Annotated in this window: 17 protein-coding genes; 10 read left to right on the top strand and 7 right to left on the bottom strand. The window is 56.0% G+C overall.

Translation table 11 applies throughout. The features are described 5' to 3' along the window. The first annotated feature begins 19 nt into the window (after positions 1 to 19). Both lysS and F7C11_RS03360 read left to right on the top strand, forming a co-directional pair. Positions 20 to 1600 (top strand): lysine--tRNA ligase, encoded by a 1581-nt coding sequence (lysS, locus tag F7C11_RS03365; protein WP_297090953.1) that lies wholly within the window; start codon positions 20 to 22, stop codon positions 1598 to 1600. A gap of 121 nt (positions 1601 to 1721) precedes the next feature. Then, positions 1722 to 2306, top strand: a complete 585-nt coding sequence (locus F7C11_RS03360) for an indolepyruvate oxidoreductase subunit beta (RefSeq protein WP_297090951.1) — start codon at positions 1722 to 1724, stop codon at positions 2304 to 2306. Positions 2307 to 2315: 9 nt separating this feature from the next. On the opposite strand, the gene F7C11_RS03355 is transcribed toward F7C11_RS03360, so the two are convergent. Beyond that, positions 2316 to 3482 carry an MFS transporter gene (locus tag F7C11_RS03355; RefSeq protein ID WP_297090928.1) on the bottom strand — a complete coding sequence of 389 codons (1167 nt, stop codon included), beginning with the start codon at positions 3480 to 3482 and terminating at the stop codon, positions 2316 to 2318. Positions 3483 to 3570: 88 nt separating this feature from the next. On the opposite strand from F7C11_RS03355, the gene F7C11_RS03350 reads away from it, so the two are divergent. From F7C11_RS03350 to F7C11_RS03335, 4 genes are all read left to right on the top strand, one after another. Beyond that, positions 3571 to 4485 carry a phosphate uptake regulator PhoU gene (locus tag F7C11_RS03350; protein WP_297090949.1) on the top strand — a complete coding sequence of 305 codons (915 nt, stop codon included), beginning with the start codon at positions 3571 to 3573 and terminating at the stop codon, positions 4483 to 4485. Positions 4486 to 4551: 66 nt separating this feature from the next. Then, positions 4552 to 5472 (top strand): isoaspartyl peptidase/L-asparaginase family protein, encoded by a 921-nt coding sequence (locus tag F7C11_RS03345; RefSeq protein ID WP_297090947.1) that lies wholly within the window; start codon positions 4552 to 4554, stop codon positions 5470 to 5472. Between the two features lie 3 nt (positions 5473 to 5475). Beyond that, a complete protein-coding gene (locus F7C11_RS03340; protein WP_297090945.1) occupies positions 5476 to 6651 on the top strand; it encodes an MFS transporter in 1176 nt (391 codons plus the stop codon). After that, positions 6648 to 7595 carry a radical SAM protein gene (locus F7C11_RS03335; protein WP_297090926.1) on the top strand — a complete coding sequence of 316 codons (948 nt, stop codon included), beginning with the start codon at positions 6648 to 6650 and terminating at the stop codon, positions 7593 to 7595. Before F7C11_RS03340 ends, F7C11_RS03335 begins: the two co-directional genes overlap by 4 nt. On the opposite strand, the gene F7C11_RS03330 is transcribed toward F7C11_RS03335, so the two are convergent. Continuing rightward, positions 7585 to 8064, bottom strand: a complete 480-nt coding sequence (locus F7C11_RS03330; protein ID WP_363316554.1) for a hypothetical protein — start codon at positions 8062 to 8064, stop codon at positions 7585 to 7587. The genes F7C11_RS03335 and F7C11_RS03330 overlap by 11 nt on opposite strands. Then, complete coding sequence (locus F7C11_RS03325; protein WP_297090923.1) at positions 8064 to 8990, bottom strand: serine/threonine-protein kinase RIO2; 927 nt, start codon at positions 8988 to 8990, stop codon at positions 8064 to 8066. Before F7C11_RS03325 ends, F7C11_RS03330 begins: the two co-directional genes overlap by 1 nt. Before the next feature lie 98 nt (positions 8991 to 9088). Here F7C11_RS03325 and F7C11_RS03320 point away from each other — a divergent pair, with 98 nt between their 5' ends. Continuing rightward, positions 9089 to 10213, top strand: coding sequence for an MFS transporter (locus tag F7C11_RS03320; RefSeq protein ID WP_297090921.1), 1125 nt, complete (start codon positions 9089 to 9091; stop codon positions 10211 to 10213). On the opposite strand, the gene F7C11_RS03315 is transcribed toward F7C11_RS03320, so the two are convergent. Further along, positions 10200 to 11396, bottom strand: a complete 1197-nt coding sequence (locus F7C11_RS03315; RefSeq protein ID WP_297090919.1) for a proteasome-activating nucleotidase — start codon at positions 11394 to 11396, stop codon at positions 10200 to 10202. The two genes, F7C11_RS03320 and F7C11_RS03315, sit on opposite strands and share 14 nt — an antisense overlap. 220 nt (positions 11397 to 11616) lie before the next feature. Between F7C11_RS03315 and cas6 the strand changes: the two genes are divergently transcribed. Next, entirely contained in the window at positions 11617 to 12366 is a 750-nt protein-coding gene (gene cas6, locus F7C11_RS03310) for a CRISPR-associated endoribonuclease Cas6 (RefSeq protein WP_297090917.1), read from the top strand. Here cas6 and F7C11_RS03305 read toward each other — a convergent pair. Beyond that, positions 12323 to 13231, bottom strand: a complete 909-nt coding sequence (locus tag F7C11_RS03305; protein WP_297090915.1) for a glycosyltransferase 4 family protein — start codon at positions 13229 to 13231, stop codon at positions 12323 to 12325. The genes cas6 and F7C11_RS03305 overlap by 44 nt on opposite strands. A gap of 56 nt (positions 13232 to 13287) precedes the next feature. Between F7C11_RS03305 and F7C11_RS03300 the strand changes: the two genes are divergently transcribed. Then, on the top strand, positions 13288 to 14610 hold the full coding sequence (locus F7C11_RS03300; RefSeq protein WP_297090913.1) for a glycosyltransferase: 1323 nt from the start codon (positions 13288 to 13290) through the stop codon (positions 14608 to 14610). 5 nt (positions 14611 to 14615) lie between these two features. Beyond that, entirely contained in the window at positions 14616 to 14981 is a 366-nt protein-coding gene (locus tag F7C11_RS03295) for a DUF2304 domain-containing protein (RefSeq protein ID WP_297090943.1), read from the top strand. Here the strand turns inward: F7C11_RS03295 and F7C11_RS03290 are convergent. Both F7C11_RS03290 and F7C11_RS03285 read right to left on the bottom strand, forming a co-directional pair. Then, entirely contained in the window at positions 14978 to 15514 is a 537-nt protein-coding gene (locus F7C11_RS03290) for a cytidine/deoxycytidylate deaminase family protein (protein WP_297090911.1), read from the bottom strand. The two genes, F7C11_RS03295 and F7C11_RS03290, sit on opposite strands and share 4 nt — an antisense overlap. 6 nt (positions 15515 to 15520) lie before the next feature. Then, positions 15521 to 16303 carry a M48 family metallopeptidase gene (locus F7C11_RS03285; protein ID WP_297090909.1) on the bottom strand — a complete coding sequence of 261 codons (783 nt, stop codon included), beginning with the start codon at positions 16301 to 16303 and terminating at the stop codon, positions 15521 to 15523. Positions 16304 to 16307 lie beyond the last annotated feature (4 nt).

Genomic DNA, 16307 nt, shown 5'->3' with positions numbered 1-16307 from the left:
GCTAAACCCGGTGGTGAAAATGGTTCACTGGGCGGATTACATGGCCGAGAAGATTATCAGGGAACGCGGTGACAAGGATGAATACGTCGTTGAGAGCGGGATAACTCCGAGCGGTTACGTTCACATAGGGAACTTCAGGGAGTTTTTCACGACCTATATAGTCGGCCACGCCCTCCGCGATAGGGGCAAGAAGGTGAGGCACATCCACATGTGGGATGACTACGACCGCTTTAGGAAGGTCCCGAAAAACGTCCCGCCTGAGTGGAAGGAACACCTCACAAAGCCGGTTAGGGAGGTTCCCGACCCTTGGGGCTGTCACGACAGCTACGCTGAGCACTTCATGGAGCTCTTCGAGAGCGAAGTTGAAAAGCTCGGAATAGAGGTGGACTTCCTCCACGCCTACGAGCTCTACAAGAGCGGCGAGTACGCGGAGGAGGTGAAGCTCGCCCTAGAGAAGAGGGACGAGATAAAGGCCATCCTCGACAAGTACCGCGAGAGGGCCAAGCAGCCGCCGCTCGAGGAGAGCTGGCAGCCGGTTATGGTCTACTGCCCGCACTGCAGGAAGGAGGCTGACTTCGTCTCCTGGGACGGCGAGTGGAAGGTCTCCTATAAGTGCCCCCACTGCGGTAGGGAGGGCGAGACCGACATAAGAGAGGGCAACGTCAAGCTCAGGTGGAGGGTTGACTGGCCGATGCGCTGGGCTCACTTCAGGGTCGACTTCGAACCGGCTGGAAAGGATCACTTGGCGGCCGGCGGCTCCTACGACACGGGGAGGGAGATAGTGGAGAGGGTCTTTGACTGGCCCGCACCGATGACGCTCATGTACGAGTTCGTTGGGATCAAGGGACAGAAGGGCAAGATGAGCGGATCAAAGGGCAACGTTATACTCCTCAGCGATCTGTACGAGGTTCTTGAGCCAGGGATAATACGCTTTATCTACGCCAAGGCGAGGCCCAACAAGGAGCTCAGGATAGACCTCGGTCTGGGTTTGCTGAACCTCTACGATGAGTTCGACAAGGTTGAGCGCATCTACTTTGGACTTGAAAAGGCCAAGAACCCGGAGGAGGAAGAGGAGCTCAAGAGAACTTATGAGCTTTCGATGCCGGAGGTTCCGGGGAGGCTCACAGCCCAGGCACCCTTCAGGTTCCTGGTCACGCTCGTCCAGATGCCCCACCTCGACGAGGAGGGCATAATCCGCGTCCTCCAGGAACAGGGTCATCTCCCCGAGAAGCTCGGCGAAGAAGACGTCGAACGGGTGAAGCTCCGCATACGCTTGGCTAGGAACTGGGTTGAGAAGTACGCCCCGGACAACGTGAAGTTCACCCTCCTGGAGAAACCTCCCGAGATTGAACTGGGGCCCGAGATAAGGGATGCCATGCTTGAGGTTGCGGAGTGGGTGGGGTCCCACGGGGCCTTCACCGTTGACGATCTCAACAACGCCATCTTTGGGGCGGCAAAGAAGCGCGGAATCCCGAGCAAGGAGTGGTTCAGGGTGCTCTACAACATCTTCATCGGCAAGGACCGCGGGCCAAGGCTGGCACCTTTCCTGGCCTCCCTCGACAGGGACTTTGTGATAAGGCGTCTCCGCATGGAGGGCTGATTTCAGTCTTCAACCTTTTCTTGCCTTTCCCCGTGGTATTTTCGGGGCTTTTTCCAGCCAGTCGAATTTTCTCGACAACAGGTTTTTATCGCCTCTCTCCCAAAGCCTTCCGGTGGTGCTCATGGAGTTCAACCTGATAATCACCGGCGTCGGCGGACAGGGCGGTTTGACCCTTTCCAGGATAGTGGGAAACGCTGCCATGCACGAGGGCTACAACGTCAGAATAGGCGAAACCCTCGGGATGAGCCAGCGCTATGGGAGCGTTCTCAGCTACCTGAGGTTTGGGGAGGATGTCTACTCACCCCTAATCGAGGAGGGAAAAGCCAGCCTCATGCTCGCCCTTGAACCCGCCGAGGCACTGAGAAACGCCCGGTTTTTGGGTAAAAACAGCACGGCCGTGATAAACGCCTACCCGATACACACCGCGACGACACTCGTCGGAAAGGAGAAGTACCCGGAGCTGGAGGAGATACGGAAAGCCATCGGCAGAATATGCCCCGTCCACATGCTGGACTTCCAGCGCGAGGCCGACAGAATAAACCCCAGAACCCTCGGCGTCCTGATGCTCGGCTACGCCTATGGAAAGGGCCTTGTGCCCCTCAAGAAGGAGTCCCTCTACGAGGGGATAAGGCTCACCCTCCGGGAGAAGCTCTGGGAGATCAACTTCAGGGCCCTTGAACGGGGAATCGAGCTCGCTGGGGGCTGACTTTTCTTTTCACTCGTTGTGCTTTATGAAGAATGCGTAGAATATCGCCGTCGCTATGACGTACAGCAGGGCAGTCGCGTAGAACGGATAGCTCAGGGACATTCCGAACAGCAAGCCTCCGACGTAGTTCCCCCCACCGCGCATGAAGGTTGAGAAGGCCCTCCTTATTCCCGCGGCGGTGGCCTTCTCCTCGGTCGAGAAGAAGCCCATCATGAAGGAGTCGTTTATGGGCCAGACTATGTTCATGAGAATGGAGCGGACGACGTAGAGCAGTGCCGCTAACAGGAAGGTCTCTATCGACGGGAATATCGCGAAGAGAAAGGCCGCTATGCTCTGGAAGGAAGTTATCACCTTGACCGGCCCTATCCTGTGAACCAGCCTTGGAAGGCCGAAGGAGCCGAGGCCCATCGCCAGCTGCTGGAAAAAGAATATCCCGCTTATAGCCGCGAGCGTCTGCCCGAACCGGAGCTTGAAGTAGAGGCTCATGTAGGGGATGGTTATTCCCGCCCCGAAGCCTATCAGCGCGCTCGGAAGGGAGAACTTGAGTATCTTTATGACAAGCTCGCGGTTCCAGTTTATCCGCGGGTTCTTCACGGGCACGTCGCGGATTATGAGCAGCGCGGGAATGACGAGAACGAACTGAAGGAGCGCAAGCGAGATGACCAGCCGGTAGGCTATCCCCTCCGTCAGCCCGAGCCCCACGAAAAAGCCCGGGGCAAAGCCAGCTATGAGGACTCCCAGGGCGTTGAATATCGTCCCCAGACCAAAGCTTATCGAGAACGCGTGATGGCGCCTCTCCTCGCCAACTTCCTCGCTGAGCAGGGCGGTGAAGTTTGGCTGTCTCAGCCCCATGTTCGCGCCGACCAGGAAGAAGCCGAGGGCAAGGACGTAGTCGTTTATCGCGGCCACCTGGAGGAGCCTTCCGGCGAGTCCAAGGAGGGCCGAAATGATGAGGGTCTTCCTATAGCCCAGCCTCAGTGAGACCTGCCCGGCCATCAGGAAGAAAAGTCCCCCTGTGAACGTCTGTATTGAGAAGAACGTCCCCATGGCGGCCATATCGTAGCCTAGGACGGCCAGATAGAACGGCATGATGAATATTGAGAACTGGAGGAAGAGCTGGCCCGCTGCGTTGGCCGCTATGAGTATCTTTGCGTCTCTGCCGTAGCCCTGGAACATGTGCTAACGTTAATCTTAGCGTTTATAAGTCTGTCGAACTGAAGTCTTTTATACCGCGTGGAGTTTCTATATATCGGCGGTGATATCTATGGAGTTCCGGAAAATCCAATTTACCGGCAGGAGTTCATACATAATCTCCCTCCCCAAGAAGTGGGTTCGGGAACACGGCCTCAGCCAGGGTGATGTCGTTCCCCTCTCTATAAACCCTGACGGGAGCATAACCATCTTTCCGAAAGAGCCGAGGGAGGTAAGCGAGAGGAAGATCCTCACCATATCACGCGAGTACTCCCCTGACATGGCAGTCAGGCTCGTTATATCCGCCTACATCCAGGGCTACGATGTCCTTGAGATTCACCTGGCCGAGGAGATGCCGATATACAAGGTCAAGATAAGGAAGGTGCTCCAGAGCCTCCCGGGCGTTGAGATAATACTCGACGAGCCCCAGAGGATAGTCGCCAAGAGCCTCCTCGATGAGGAGGAGGTCAACCTCGCCGAGCTCTTGAACAGGATACGCTCCCTCATAATATCGATGCTGGGCGACCTTGAGCTTCTCATAGCTTCCCCCGGCGATGGGGAGATTCTCCGTGACATAAACGACCTTGAGAACGAGCTCGACCGCTTTTACTTCCTCATAATTCGCGCCGTCAACAGGCTCCTCAGCAAACGCGGTGTTACGGAGGAGAGCGGCATAATAAGGAGGACCTTCGACCTGCTGGGCATACTGTTCATAGTCAGGAACATTGAACGCATAGGCGACCACATAACGAGAATCGCCGAGAACCCGAGCGAGATAAGCGTGCCGTACCTCAAGGAAAAGTTCAGCCAGATGATGGCACAGATAGAGGAGAGGGACCTGGGCAAGATAGACAGGCTCATGCTTGAGCTGAAGGAGGAAATACGCTCCATAGACTACCGGCAGTCGATAGCCCTTGAGAGCTACCGGAGAATCCTGGAGTACCTTGAGAACATCGGAGAAACGATAATCAACATGGCCCTGAGCTGAAGTTCCTATCTTTCCGTTTCCACAATTCTTTTAACCATTCGAGGACTTTTTATTACGGTGGTTCTCATGGTCGCGATAATAGTTCACGGTGGTGCCGGCACTATACGAAAAGAAGAGCGCATTCCAAAGGTCATCGAGGGTGTTAGAGAGGCTGTCCTGGCCGGCTGGCGCGAACTCAAGAGGGGTTCTGCTTTAGATGCGGTTGAGGAGGCAGTCAAGGTTCTTGAGGACAACCCGCTGTTCAACGCGGGCACCGGAAGCGTCCTCACACTCGACGGAAAGGTCGAGATGGACGCGGCCATAATGCGCGGCAAAACGCTCGAAGCCGGGGCCGTCGCCGGGATCTGGGGCGTCAAGAACCCAATAAGCGTCGCGAGGAAGGTGATGGAAAAAACCGACCACGTTCTGCTCAATGGCGAGGGGGCGGTAAGGTTCGCCAGGCTCATGGGTTTCGAGGAGTACGACCCAGTGACCGACGAGAGGCTGAGGCAGTGGGAGGAGCTTAGGAAAAAGCTGCTCGAAACGGGCGAAACGAAGCACTGGAAGAAGCTCAACGAACTGATCAAGGAGTATCCGGAGGTGCTGAGGAGCACGGTTGGAGCGGTCGCCTTCGACGGCGAGGAGGTTGTTGCAGGGACGTCCACGGGTGGTGTCTTCCTCAAGATGTTCGGCCGCGTTGGGGATACGCCGATAATCGGCGGCGGAACCTACGCCAACGAGGTTGCCGGCGCCTCGTGCACCGGTCTCGGCGAAGTGGCAATAAAGCTCGCCCTGGCCAAGAGCGCCACGGACTTCGTCAGGCTCGGGATGGGTGCCCAGGCTGCGAGCGATGCGGCCATAAACCTCGCAACGCGCTACTTCGGCAGGGACACGATGGGCATAATAATGGTCGACGCCAGGGGCAACGTGGGCTTTGCAAAGAACACGAAGCACATGAGCCACGCCTTCATTAAGGATGGCATGGATGAACCCATAGCGGGGGTTTGAGCCATCGACAGAACCCTCCGGGACATCTGGCTTCTCAACTTCTCGACCTTCTTTTTCTTCCTGGGCATAAGCGTAGTCAACCCCATAATATCGCCCTTCGCGATAACCCTTGAGGCCACCCCTTTTCTCGTGGGTCTGGTGGCCGGGGTTGCCTCCGTCGTCTCGCTCTTCTCCAAGCCCATAGGTGGGCTGATCGGAGACAGGGGCTACAGATTCCATGCCATGATGGCGGGCAACCTTCTCGGCATGCTCGCGGGGATTCTCTACATAACCTCCGCACTCCTTGGAAATCTGTGGATATTCGCCTTTGCAAGGGCAATTCACGGCTTTTCAATGGGGATATTCTTCCCCTCCAGCCTCTCCACGGCCGTTGATCTCGCACCCGAGGGACGTATCGGCGAGACCCTCGGATGGCGCGGCATGATGTTCTCCCTGGGCAACATAATAGGCCCCGCTCTCGGCGGCTACCTCTCGGACACGCTTGGCTTTGTGGGGGCCTTCTCCTTTACCGTGATATTTTCCTTCGTTGGGGTCACCCTCGTTGTTCCGGTGTGGCGTGACGGCAGGAAGAAGGCGGCCAGAAGGGAAGAAAGGCGTGAAAAGGTCAGCTACTCGGAACTCCTCAGGAGCTATTTTCTGGCGGCATCGCTGGCGCTGTTCTTCTTCTCATTCTCCTACGCTGGTGTTATAACCTATCTGCCGGCACTCTACAAGATACTCGGGATGCCCCAGAGCGTGTTCGGCTTCTACATGATGGTCATAGGGATAGCGAGCTTTATAATGAGGCTCTTTGGGGGAAGAAGCGCCGACAGGATGGGGCCGATTCCGGTCATAAGGGCGGGCATGCTCCTCGTCATACTGGGCTACATCATACTCCTCTTCAACAAGCTCCCCCCGTATTCGTACCTCAGCGCCGTGGTCATCGGAACGGGCTTTGGTCTCTCGGTTCCGGCGATGCAGCTCATGGCCCTGGGTAACCTCCCGGCGAGGATCAGAACCATGGGTTCGAGCGTCTACACGATGTTCTTTGACCTCGGGATGCTCGGGGGACAGGTTGCCCTCGGGTATGTGGCGAATCTTGAGGGCTACGCTGGAGTCTTCCCACTGCTCCCGTTCATAGCGGCCGCATCACTTATAATAGTCCACGCGCCTCTCATCATGGGAGGTAGGGAAAAATGAAGATCAGGGTCTCCTACGGAACCGCCATAGCCATGGGGCTGATAAGGGCCAGGATGCTGGCCAGACCGACAACGGCGTACCTCATGACGTACCACGACGGCCGCTGCCGGAACAACTGTGCCTTCTGCCCCCAGGCCAGGGGAAGTGGAGCGGATCTCAGGCGGTTATCCCGCATAACCTGGCCAGCCTTTGACGTGGAGGAAGTTGTTAAAAGCCTTCCGGGGGGCGGTTTTGCGAGAATATGCCTCCAGACGGTTGATTATCCCGGCCTAGTCTCTGACGTTATCGAGCTCCTCGATCTTTTCCAGCCCCTGGGCATTCCGGTCTCGGTCTCGATAACGCCCGTGGACAGGGATACTCTTGAGGAGTTCAAATCACGGGGGGTTGACTACATTGGCGTCGGCCTCGACGTGGCCAGTGAGAGGCTCTATCCGGAGATCAAGGAGTCCCTTTACTCCTGGGACGAGATGTGGCGTTTCACGGAAGATGTCATCGACGTCTTTGGCGATGGAAAGGCCCTCGTTCACCTTATAATAGGCCTCGGAGAGACGGATAGGGAAGCCGTGGAGACCATTGGGCGGGCGTATTCGATGGGTGCATGGGTTTCCCTCTTCGCCTTCACGCCTATAAGGGGAACCCGCCTTGAGAACGCAGAGCCCCCGAGCCTCGCCAGGTACAGGAGAATCCAGGTGGCACACTACCTCATAAAGGAGGGGCTCGCCGCGCCGGAGGACTTTGAGTTCGATGAGGAAGGCTCCCTCGTCGGGTTTGGAGCCGACGTTGATGAGCTTGCCTCGGTGATTCCACCCGAGATATTTGCCACCCACGGTTGTCCGGGCTGCAACAGGCCGTACTACAATGAAAGACCAAAGAAAGAGCCCTATAACTTCCCCGAAAGTCCGGAGGAGGACTACGTGAGGCGCGTCCTTCAATCTATCCTCTGAGGAGCTCCATTATCTCGTTGAACTCGTCGAGCTTGAATCTCTCCTCGACCTTTTCTCCCCTCGCCATTTTCATGAGTGCCCTGACAAAGCGGTGAAGTTCCTCGTCGTCCTTCACGAGGCTGAGGGTCACCTCCATGCCCCCGGAAATGTCCCCGAGCCTGTTCTCTTTCTTCATTATGAACAGGATGTCCCCGAGCCTCTTTATTCCCAGCCTGTACAGTTCTTCACTGGGGGCGCGGTGGATTGCCCGGAGCGCGCACTTCACTGCCCCGCTGTAGTTGTCCTCCTGAAGAAAAATCTCCGCGAGTCTGAAGCATGCCTCGAAGTAGAACTCCGGCTCCTCATCCCTGGCCAGCTCCATTATCTCGTCGAGCTTTTTCTTCGTTCTCTCAAGGTCTCTGGCATTTTCGGCCTCTATGGCCTCCCGAAAGAGCCTCATTATCTTCTCGCGTCTGTTTGGGGTTATCATCATCCCTCACCCCGGCTCTCAAGCCAGGCCTTTTCAAAGCCGGGCCACACATCTTCAAACCTCTTCTCCACGCGCCATCTTCTCCTGAAGGCGTTGAGAAGCACTGTTATATCCCTTTTGAGAAGCTCGTAGCTCTCCGGGTGAGCGGTTGTGACGTACTGGGCCCAGTCGATTATAAGAACCCCCCCGTCGTGGGTCAGAACGACATTGAACTCGCTCATGTCCGAGTGGACGATGCCGAAGCGGACTATCTTGATGTACTCGTCCAGAACCATGTCGAGTATCCCCCTCGCTTCCTCCATGGACAGGTCTGTGTCGCGAAGCTCCGCCAGCTCGGTCCCGTCTATGAACTCCATGACGACCACGTGCCTGTTCCAAGCTACCGGCCTTGGAACCCTGGCTATGGGGCTGAGAAGCGTCAGCGCTTCGTACTCCTTCTTCGCTATGAGCCTTGAGACGTAGAGCCAGCTCGTGTGCCTTTTGTCCTGGAAAACATGCCCGTGATAGGCGGCCTTTCTTGAGGCGGTTCTGCCGCCTATGCGGTTGAACTTGACGGCTACCTTCTCCCCGGCCGGCGTTACTCCCACGTACACATCGGCGTCCTTTCCAACGCCTACCTGTGCCGTGCTTATCGCCTCGACTACTCCCTTCTTCGCCAGCGCCCTTATCGCCAGAACGTCGTAGCCGTGTATCGTGAGCTGGTAGCCGATGTAACCTATGTCGCTCCTCCGCCTGACGAGGGACATGTCGTCGAGCTTGCCCAGTCTGAAGGACGCCGTTTCGATGTCAACCCTCGCGAACCTGGCTATGTCCTCCAGGGGGACCCATCTGTGGTGGCGCATATTCAGCTCTACTCCCCTGAGTATCCTGAAGTCCAGGTCGCGCAGGCTGGGGTATGCCTCCAGTGCCAGTAGCTTGCTTACCATTGCTCCCTCCCTAAATTCCGTTCCTGGCCGGCATTTATAAACATAGTTGGCCGGCATTGCCCAACAGACTTTTAAACGCTTAGCCCTTTATCGAAACCATGCGGAGGAGGCTCCTATTGCTTGTGTCGCTCGGATGGGTTTTCAACTATGCCCACAGGATGGCCATCCCGCCCCTTATCCCTATGATAAAGGCAGAGCTTGGGATAAACAACGCCGAGGCGGGACTCTTGATGACCGCCCTGCTCCTACCCTACGCCCTCATTCAGGTTCCTGCCGGATACATCGGCGACCGCTTTGGGAGGAAGAGGCTCCTTGTTCTCAGCATAATTGGGTACTCCCTTTCTTCAGCCCTCATAATCCTTGCCCGGGAGTACTGGGAGCTTCTGGCTGTTAGGGCTCTCTACGGTCTTTTCTCGGGTCTGTATTATGCCCCGGCGACGGCCCTGATAAGCGAGGTCTATCGGGAGAGAAAGGGCTCTGCCCTGGGCGTCTTCATGGTCGGTCCGCCCGTCGGCAGCGGAATAGCCCCCCTGATAGTCGTCCCCATCGCTGTGAGCATCCAATGGCGCTACGCCTTTCTGATGCTCTCGGCAATGAGCCTGATAACCGGAATCGCCCTCGCCTTCGCCGTCAGGGGTGAGGTCTCAAAGCCGTCCCGCGTCAGGTTCTCAATTCCCCGGAACGTTTTCCTGCTCAGCACGGCGAACTTCATAGTTCTCGCGGCTTTCTTTGGACTTCTTACCTTCCTGGTCTCTTTCCTGGTTAACGCGGGCGTTTCCTTCGAAACGGCGTCCCTGCTTTTCTCTCTCCTTTCGGTTATCGGAATCGCCGGCTCGCTCTTCGGCGGCGGCCTCTACGACAGAATAGGGAGGAGGAGCGTGGCGGTGGTCTTTGGTCTCAACGCCCTCCTCACCCTGATCCTCACCCTCACCGCTTCCCCCTGGGTGATCATTCCCTTGGGACTGACGTTCTACTCCGTGGGGGCCATAGTCACGGCCTACACGTCGGAAAAGGCTGCCGGGGATAACCTCGGTTCCGTCATGGGGTTCGTCAACATGGTCGGGTTCTTTGGCGCAACCGTTGGCCCGTACCTCGTTGGACTCCTCATTGACGGCTTCGGCTATGAGAAGGCGTTTCTGTCGATACCCCTGATGTACCTGGTGGCGTGGGGGATAATCCGGGTGGAAGAAAAGCTGGAAAAGAAGGAAATCAGCCGTACATGACCTCGTGCATGGCTATCTGCTGGGCAAGCTTCTGCTCGGAGCTGAAGACCTTCTCTATTGCCTTGAGGAAGTCGTCCTGGATAACGTACTCGCGCCTTGCCCTTATGGCGAACATTCCGGCCTCAGTTGCGATCGCCTTCAGGTCTGCCCCACTGGCTCCTTCAGTCATCTCCGCTATGATGCGCAGGTCTACGCCCTTAAGGTTCATCTTTCTGGTGTGGACCCTGAGTATCTCCAGCCTGCCCTTGAAGTCCGGAAGCGGAACCTCGATAAGCCTGTCGAACCTTCCTGGCCTGAGGAGGGCAGGGTCAAGGATGTCTGGCCTGTTGGTCGCCGCTATCACCTTAACGTTTCCGCTCGGGTCAAAGCCATCCATTTCGGCTAAGAGCTGCATGAGGGTCCTGTTGACCTCCCTCTCGCCGCCTGTCGTCTCGTCCATCCTCTTAGCGCCTATTGCGTCAATTTCATCGATGAATATTATCGTCGGGGCCTTCTCCTTGGCCAGTTCGAAGAGCTCGTGAACCAAGCGGGCTCCTTCGCCTATGAACTTCCTCACCAGCTCGCTGCCGACGACCTTTATGAATGTGGCGTTGACTTCGTGGGCGAGGGCCTTCGCCATGAGGGTCTTTCCACATCCGGGCGGGCCGTAGAGGAGGACTCCCTTCGGTGGCTCAATCCCCACCTTTTCAAAGAGCTCCGGGTGCTTGAGCGGAAGCTCGACAGCCTCCCTTAGCTCCTGCAGCTGTTTGTCCAGGCCGCCGATGTCGTTATAGCTGACCTCCGGCCTTTCGATGACCTCAAAGCCCAGAACGCTCGGGTCTTTCTCGCTGGGAAGGAGTTCCACTATGGCCATGGTTCTCTGGTCGAGGGCGACCCTCGCCCCGGGTTTGAGGTTGTCCCTCTCTATCCAGGGGGCTATCCTGACCACGAAGCGCGGACCGTTGTAGTTCTGGACTATCGCCCTGTCCTCGTCGAGCAGCTCAAGGAGCGTGCCCGCGAAGGCTGGAGGCTGTCTCAGCCGGGACATTTCCATCCTCAGGCGGGAAAGCTCTCTCTCCAGTCTCTCCTTGTCGGCCTCCAGGGTTCTCACCTGGAGTTCAAGCTGCCTGATCCTCCTTTTGAGGTACATGATGTAATCATCGTACTCGTCCGATGGTTTAACGCCAACGTCTTCAACGCTCATAATCTTTCACCTCTCACAATCCAAACTGTGTAGAAGGGCCTTTTTAACTCTATCCTTTCCATGTATCCTTTGGGGCACCCAGCTTTATATACCTTTGGTACGAGATGTGCGGATTTTTCCTGACTTAATTTTGAAGTAATGGATACGTGGTTTATTTGCGAAATTCTTATTAACTTCGAGTACCAATTATAAGGGGGTTATAGCACAGGGGTGGGATGTAATGAGAGTTGAGATAAAGTTCAGGCCCGCAAAGGAGGGCACGATTCTTCCGTTCAATTATAACTACGATGTTTATGCTCAACTCCTTGAAAAGATGGCAATAGTCTCTCCAGAGATTGCCCACGAGGCCGAAGTGAGTCACGTTGATTACTTCACCTTCTCCCGTATCATGGTCAGGAAGCGCGAGCTGATCCCTGATAAGGGGATAAGGGTGCTCTCCGATGACGTTTCCCTCTATGTCTCCTCTTCTTCCAGTGAGCTCATAAAGGCCGTCGTGGAGGGCTTCATAGACAGTCCGGTTCTTCAGCTGGGCGATGCAGCCTTCATAGCGGACGACATCAAGATTCTCAAGGAACCGCGCATAAAGGACGGGGCGCTCTTCTCAACGCTCAGTCCCATAATGGTCAGAACTGTCAAGCTCAGCGGAAACAGGATGAAGATATGGGATCTCTACCCCAGCGAGGAGGCCTTCTTTGACAAGCTCCGCAAGGTAATGCTGATGAGGTACTCGGCAATAATGGGCACGATGCCCGAGGAAAGGGACTTCACGATTGATGTCATCAAGTTCAAGCCCGTCAGGATTCTCGTCAGGGATACCTATTACCGCGGCTCCCTCATGATATTCCGCTACCACGGCTCCCTTGAGATAGCCCGCTTCGGCTACGAGAACGGCTTCGGAGAGAAGACCCGCTACGGCTTTGGAATGGTCAAAGTAATTGATGAAGAGCCCAGACGAGAAGGCCAAGGCTGAGCTCTATCAGCCACACAATAGCCACAAGCTTGGGCTCGGTAACCCTGACTTTTCTCATTATTTTCCCCAGGAGGCTGGGATAGGGCGGTGCCTGGAGCGTCCCATCAGGGAGAACCCTCGTTCTCCCGTGCCTCCTCACACCGAAGCGAACACCTGCCGCCTTTATGACGAAGTCAAGGAAGTGGGGGATGAGGAGAAGCGCCGCGTAGATCTCCACCTTCCCGGTGATGGCGACCAGTCCTATTAGGGCACCGATGCTGAGGGTTCCGGTATCGCCCGGAAAGACCCTTGCGGGATACCTGTTCCACCACAGGAAGCCCAACGCTGCTCCCATCCCGGTCAGCGCGATGACTCTGGCATTTCCTTCGGTTATCGCGGCCAGAACTCCCAGGATTATGGCGGATGTCCCCACCTCCAGTCCGTTGAACCCAGCCAGCATGTTCACAAGATTCGCCGAGCCGGTAACGAAGAGCACAGCGAAAACTGGATACAGAATGCCCAGATTGAGGGTGTGACCGAAGAGATCTACCTCCGATGCGATGCTGAAGAACGCCACCGGGACAGAGACCAAGAGCGATATAACAACCTTGTGGAGCTGTCTCAGGTTAGTCAGATCGTCTATGATCCCGACGACTCCGAAGAGCAGGAAGACCATGAGAACCTTTACGATTTCCTCGTTCATGAAGGGTGAGAGCGCCAGGGGGATGGCGAGGAGAAGGGCTATGCCCCCCATCTCCGCCACTTCCGGCTGGTTCATTTTGTGGATGTCTCTCCCGATTATTCCAGCCCTCTTCATTCTTGCGGCGACGTAAGGGGTGAGGATGAGCGTTAGGGTTAAACCTATAAGCGGAGCGGCCGCTATCATATCTTAGACACCCAACTTCCTTAGGACTGGCCAAAAATAAACCCTTCGGTGAGAACATGGACGTGAAACTGGTGGTCTTTGACCTTGATGGAACACTGGTCGGTGCACCCAGACCCTTCGCTGAAATTAAGGAAGAGCTCAAATCCTGGCTCATTGAAATGGGGATACCCGAAGAAATAATCGGCGATCTGACGCCTATGTACGAGAATCTGCTGAGGATATCTCGCGAGACGGGAAGGGACTTTGAGGAGCTTTACTCGATCCTTGTCGAGCTTGAGTCTGAAAGAATGAAGGACGGCTTTCTGTTTGACGGAGTCCTGCAGGTCTTGAACTTTCTGAGGGAGAGGAACATCAAGATGGCGATAATGACCAGGAGCTCTCGGGAGGCAACGCTGAAGGCCTTAGAGATGCACGGGATAGGCGACTATTTTGGCGTGGTCTCCACCAGGGACGATGTCCCTCCCGATGAGCTCAAGCCCAGCCCCGGACAGCTCCGGAGGATAATCGAGGCCTTTGGCCTTGAACCGACCAATGTTCTGGTGGTTGGTGACCACGGCTACGACGTACTCCCGGCCAGGGAGCTCGGCGCGTTGAGCGTCATGATAACGGGCCACATAGCCGGAAGGATGAGCTTCTCGGTAGACTCGACGCCCCATTTTGAAGTTCAGGATATGAAGGGCCTCCTTGCACTCCTGGAAAACCTCCTCAGTACCTACGTTGTTGTTCCCGCCTACAATGAGGAGGTGACCATCGGTGCCGTCCTCGATGAGCTGCTCAAATATTTTAGACGGGAGGAGATAGTTGTCGTCAACGATGGCTCCCGCGACAGAACCCGGGAGATAGCCCGCTCGAAGGGTGTCCACGTCCTCACCCACTTGGTCAACCGCGGCCTCGGCGGCGCACTCGGCACCGGAATAATGTACGCCCTCAGGAGGAACGCCCGCCTTATCCTCACCTTCGACGCCGACGGTCAGCACCTCGTGAGCGATGCCCTGAGGGTTATGAAGCCCGTCGCCGAAGGAAAGGCGGACTTTGCCGTTGGTTCGAGGCTTAAGGGCGACACCAGTCAGATGCCCTTCGTGAAGCGCTTCGGGAACTTCGTCCTCGATGCCATAACGGCCGTCTTTGCGCGAAAATACGTCAGCGACAGTCAGAGCGGGCTGAGGTGCTTTAGCAGGGATTGCGCCGCAAAGATAAGGATAACCTGCGACCGCTATGCGGTTTCAAGCGAGATCATCATCGAGGCCGCCAGGAACGGCTGTCGCATTGTTGAGGTACCAATCCGCGCCGTGTACACCGAGTATTCCATGAAAAAGGGGACGAACATCCTGGAGGGTGTTAAGATAGCCCTCAACCTGCTGTTTGATAAGCTGAGGTGATGATGATGTACGCGGTTCAGTACATAGCCATAGTTGTCGTGCTGGCCCTGATGCTCTACGTGCTGGGCAAGTACGGAAAGAAGGAGTTTGAGTGGGGTGATTTCCTCTTTTGGGAGGCCATCCTCCTGGGTCTGCTGGTGGTGGCGATATTCCCCCTCGAAATGGCCAACGAGATCCGGAAGCTCCTCGGTCTCGGGAGGGGCCTCGACGCACTGTTCGTCCTCGCGATAGGCCTGTCGTACCTCCTTATATTGAAGGTCTATGTTGCGGTGGACAGAACCGAGAGGGAGATAACGGAGCTGACGAGAAAAATCGCAATCGAGATGGAGGAGATAAACAGGAGGCTTGAGGAGATAAACGAAAAGCTCTAGTCCACGAACTCCCCAAAAAGCTCCTCCAGGAATGCCTGCACCCTTTCCTTCGAAAGCTTGAACTGTCTTATCCTGACTATTCCCTTTTCCTGCGCCTCTTTGAGCAGGATCTCCGTTGCCTCGTTGGGATACATCTCCTCGTAGACTATCTCCTTTATTCCAGCGTTTATGACTATCTTGAAGCAGATGTCGCAGGGGAAGTGGGTGACGTAGAGCGTTGCTCCTTCGAGGCTTATGCCCTTCCTAGCCGCCATCGCTATGACGTTCTGCTCGGCGTGGACCGCCCTGTGGCAGTGCCCATCGACGATGAGGCATCCCACGTCGATGCAGTGCTCCATGCCCCTGGGTGCACCGTTGTAGCCAGTGGCAAGGATGTAGCCGTCTTTCACGGCCACCGCACCGACCCTGAGGCGGGGACAGGTTGCCCGGAGGGAGACGAGCTTGGCGATAAGCATGAAGTACTCGTCCTTGGTGGGGCGGATGCGCTTTATCCTCTCTGCCTTTTCCCTATCGAGTATTATCTCAACTGTCATAGGCCATCACTGCACGCGCTGGTTGAACATGTTGTTGCCGTTGATCTCCACGAGTATCCTAAATATCCTTTCGTCGTAACTTGGGTGGGTTTCTATTATTGCCGGTTTCTGCTTCCTCTCTATCGCTGGTTCTATGCTCGGTAGGGCATTCAGCCTGACGCCAACCCTCAGGTCTTCGTAGTACTTGAGCTCTTCGAGGGCGTGTTTGAGGTTCATCGGCACATCCAGCAGTCTGAGTGCCGTTTCATCCGCCTGGAACTCCCTGCTCTTAAGGAAGTTAGCCCTGGCGATCTCGTAGAGGGCGTAGAGGAGGAGGGCCGCTATCGTAACGGCTGACCTGTGGGCAAGAAGTATGAGCACGGCCGTGAACACCATCATGAGGAATCTGCCGTAGGCGAGCACGGGGAATATCTTTGTGTCGCCGTTCTTTATGTGGCCGAGCTCATGGGCGGCAACGGCGAGTATCTCATCGCTGTCGAGAACTTCAAAGAGCCCCAGGGAAAGGACTATCGTGTTCTTGAAGGAGTATGCGTTGGGTATATAGTCGTCCAGAATATACACCCTGGGCATCGGGAGCCCGGCCTTCTTGGCCATCTCCGCTATGCCGTCGTAGAGCCATGGGATTTCGCTCCTCTGGAGTGTCAGGTAGCTGCCCTTGACGTCCTTAGTTGAGACCCAGAGGTACAGGAGGACTATTGAGCCGAAGGTAGCTAGCGCTATCCTGAGGCCCAGCTCTTTAAGGGCTATCACGGCCAGTATGACTTCAAGGGCCATGATAATGAACAGCATTTCT

Origin of the sequence: Thermococcus sp. (assembly GCF_015521605.1) — an archaeon.
Lineage (GTDB): Archaea > Methanobacteriota_B > Thermococci > Thermococcales > Thermococcaceae > Thermococcus.
Note: the sequence above shows the minus strand (reverse complement) of the source record. Positions and strands in the feature narration are given on the sequence as shown.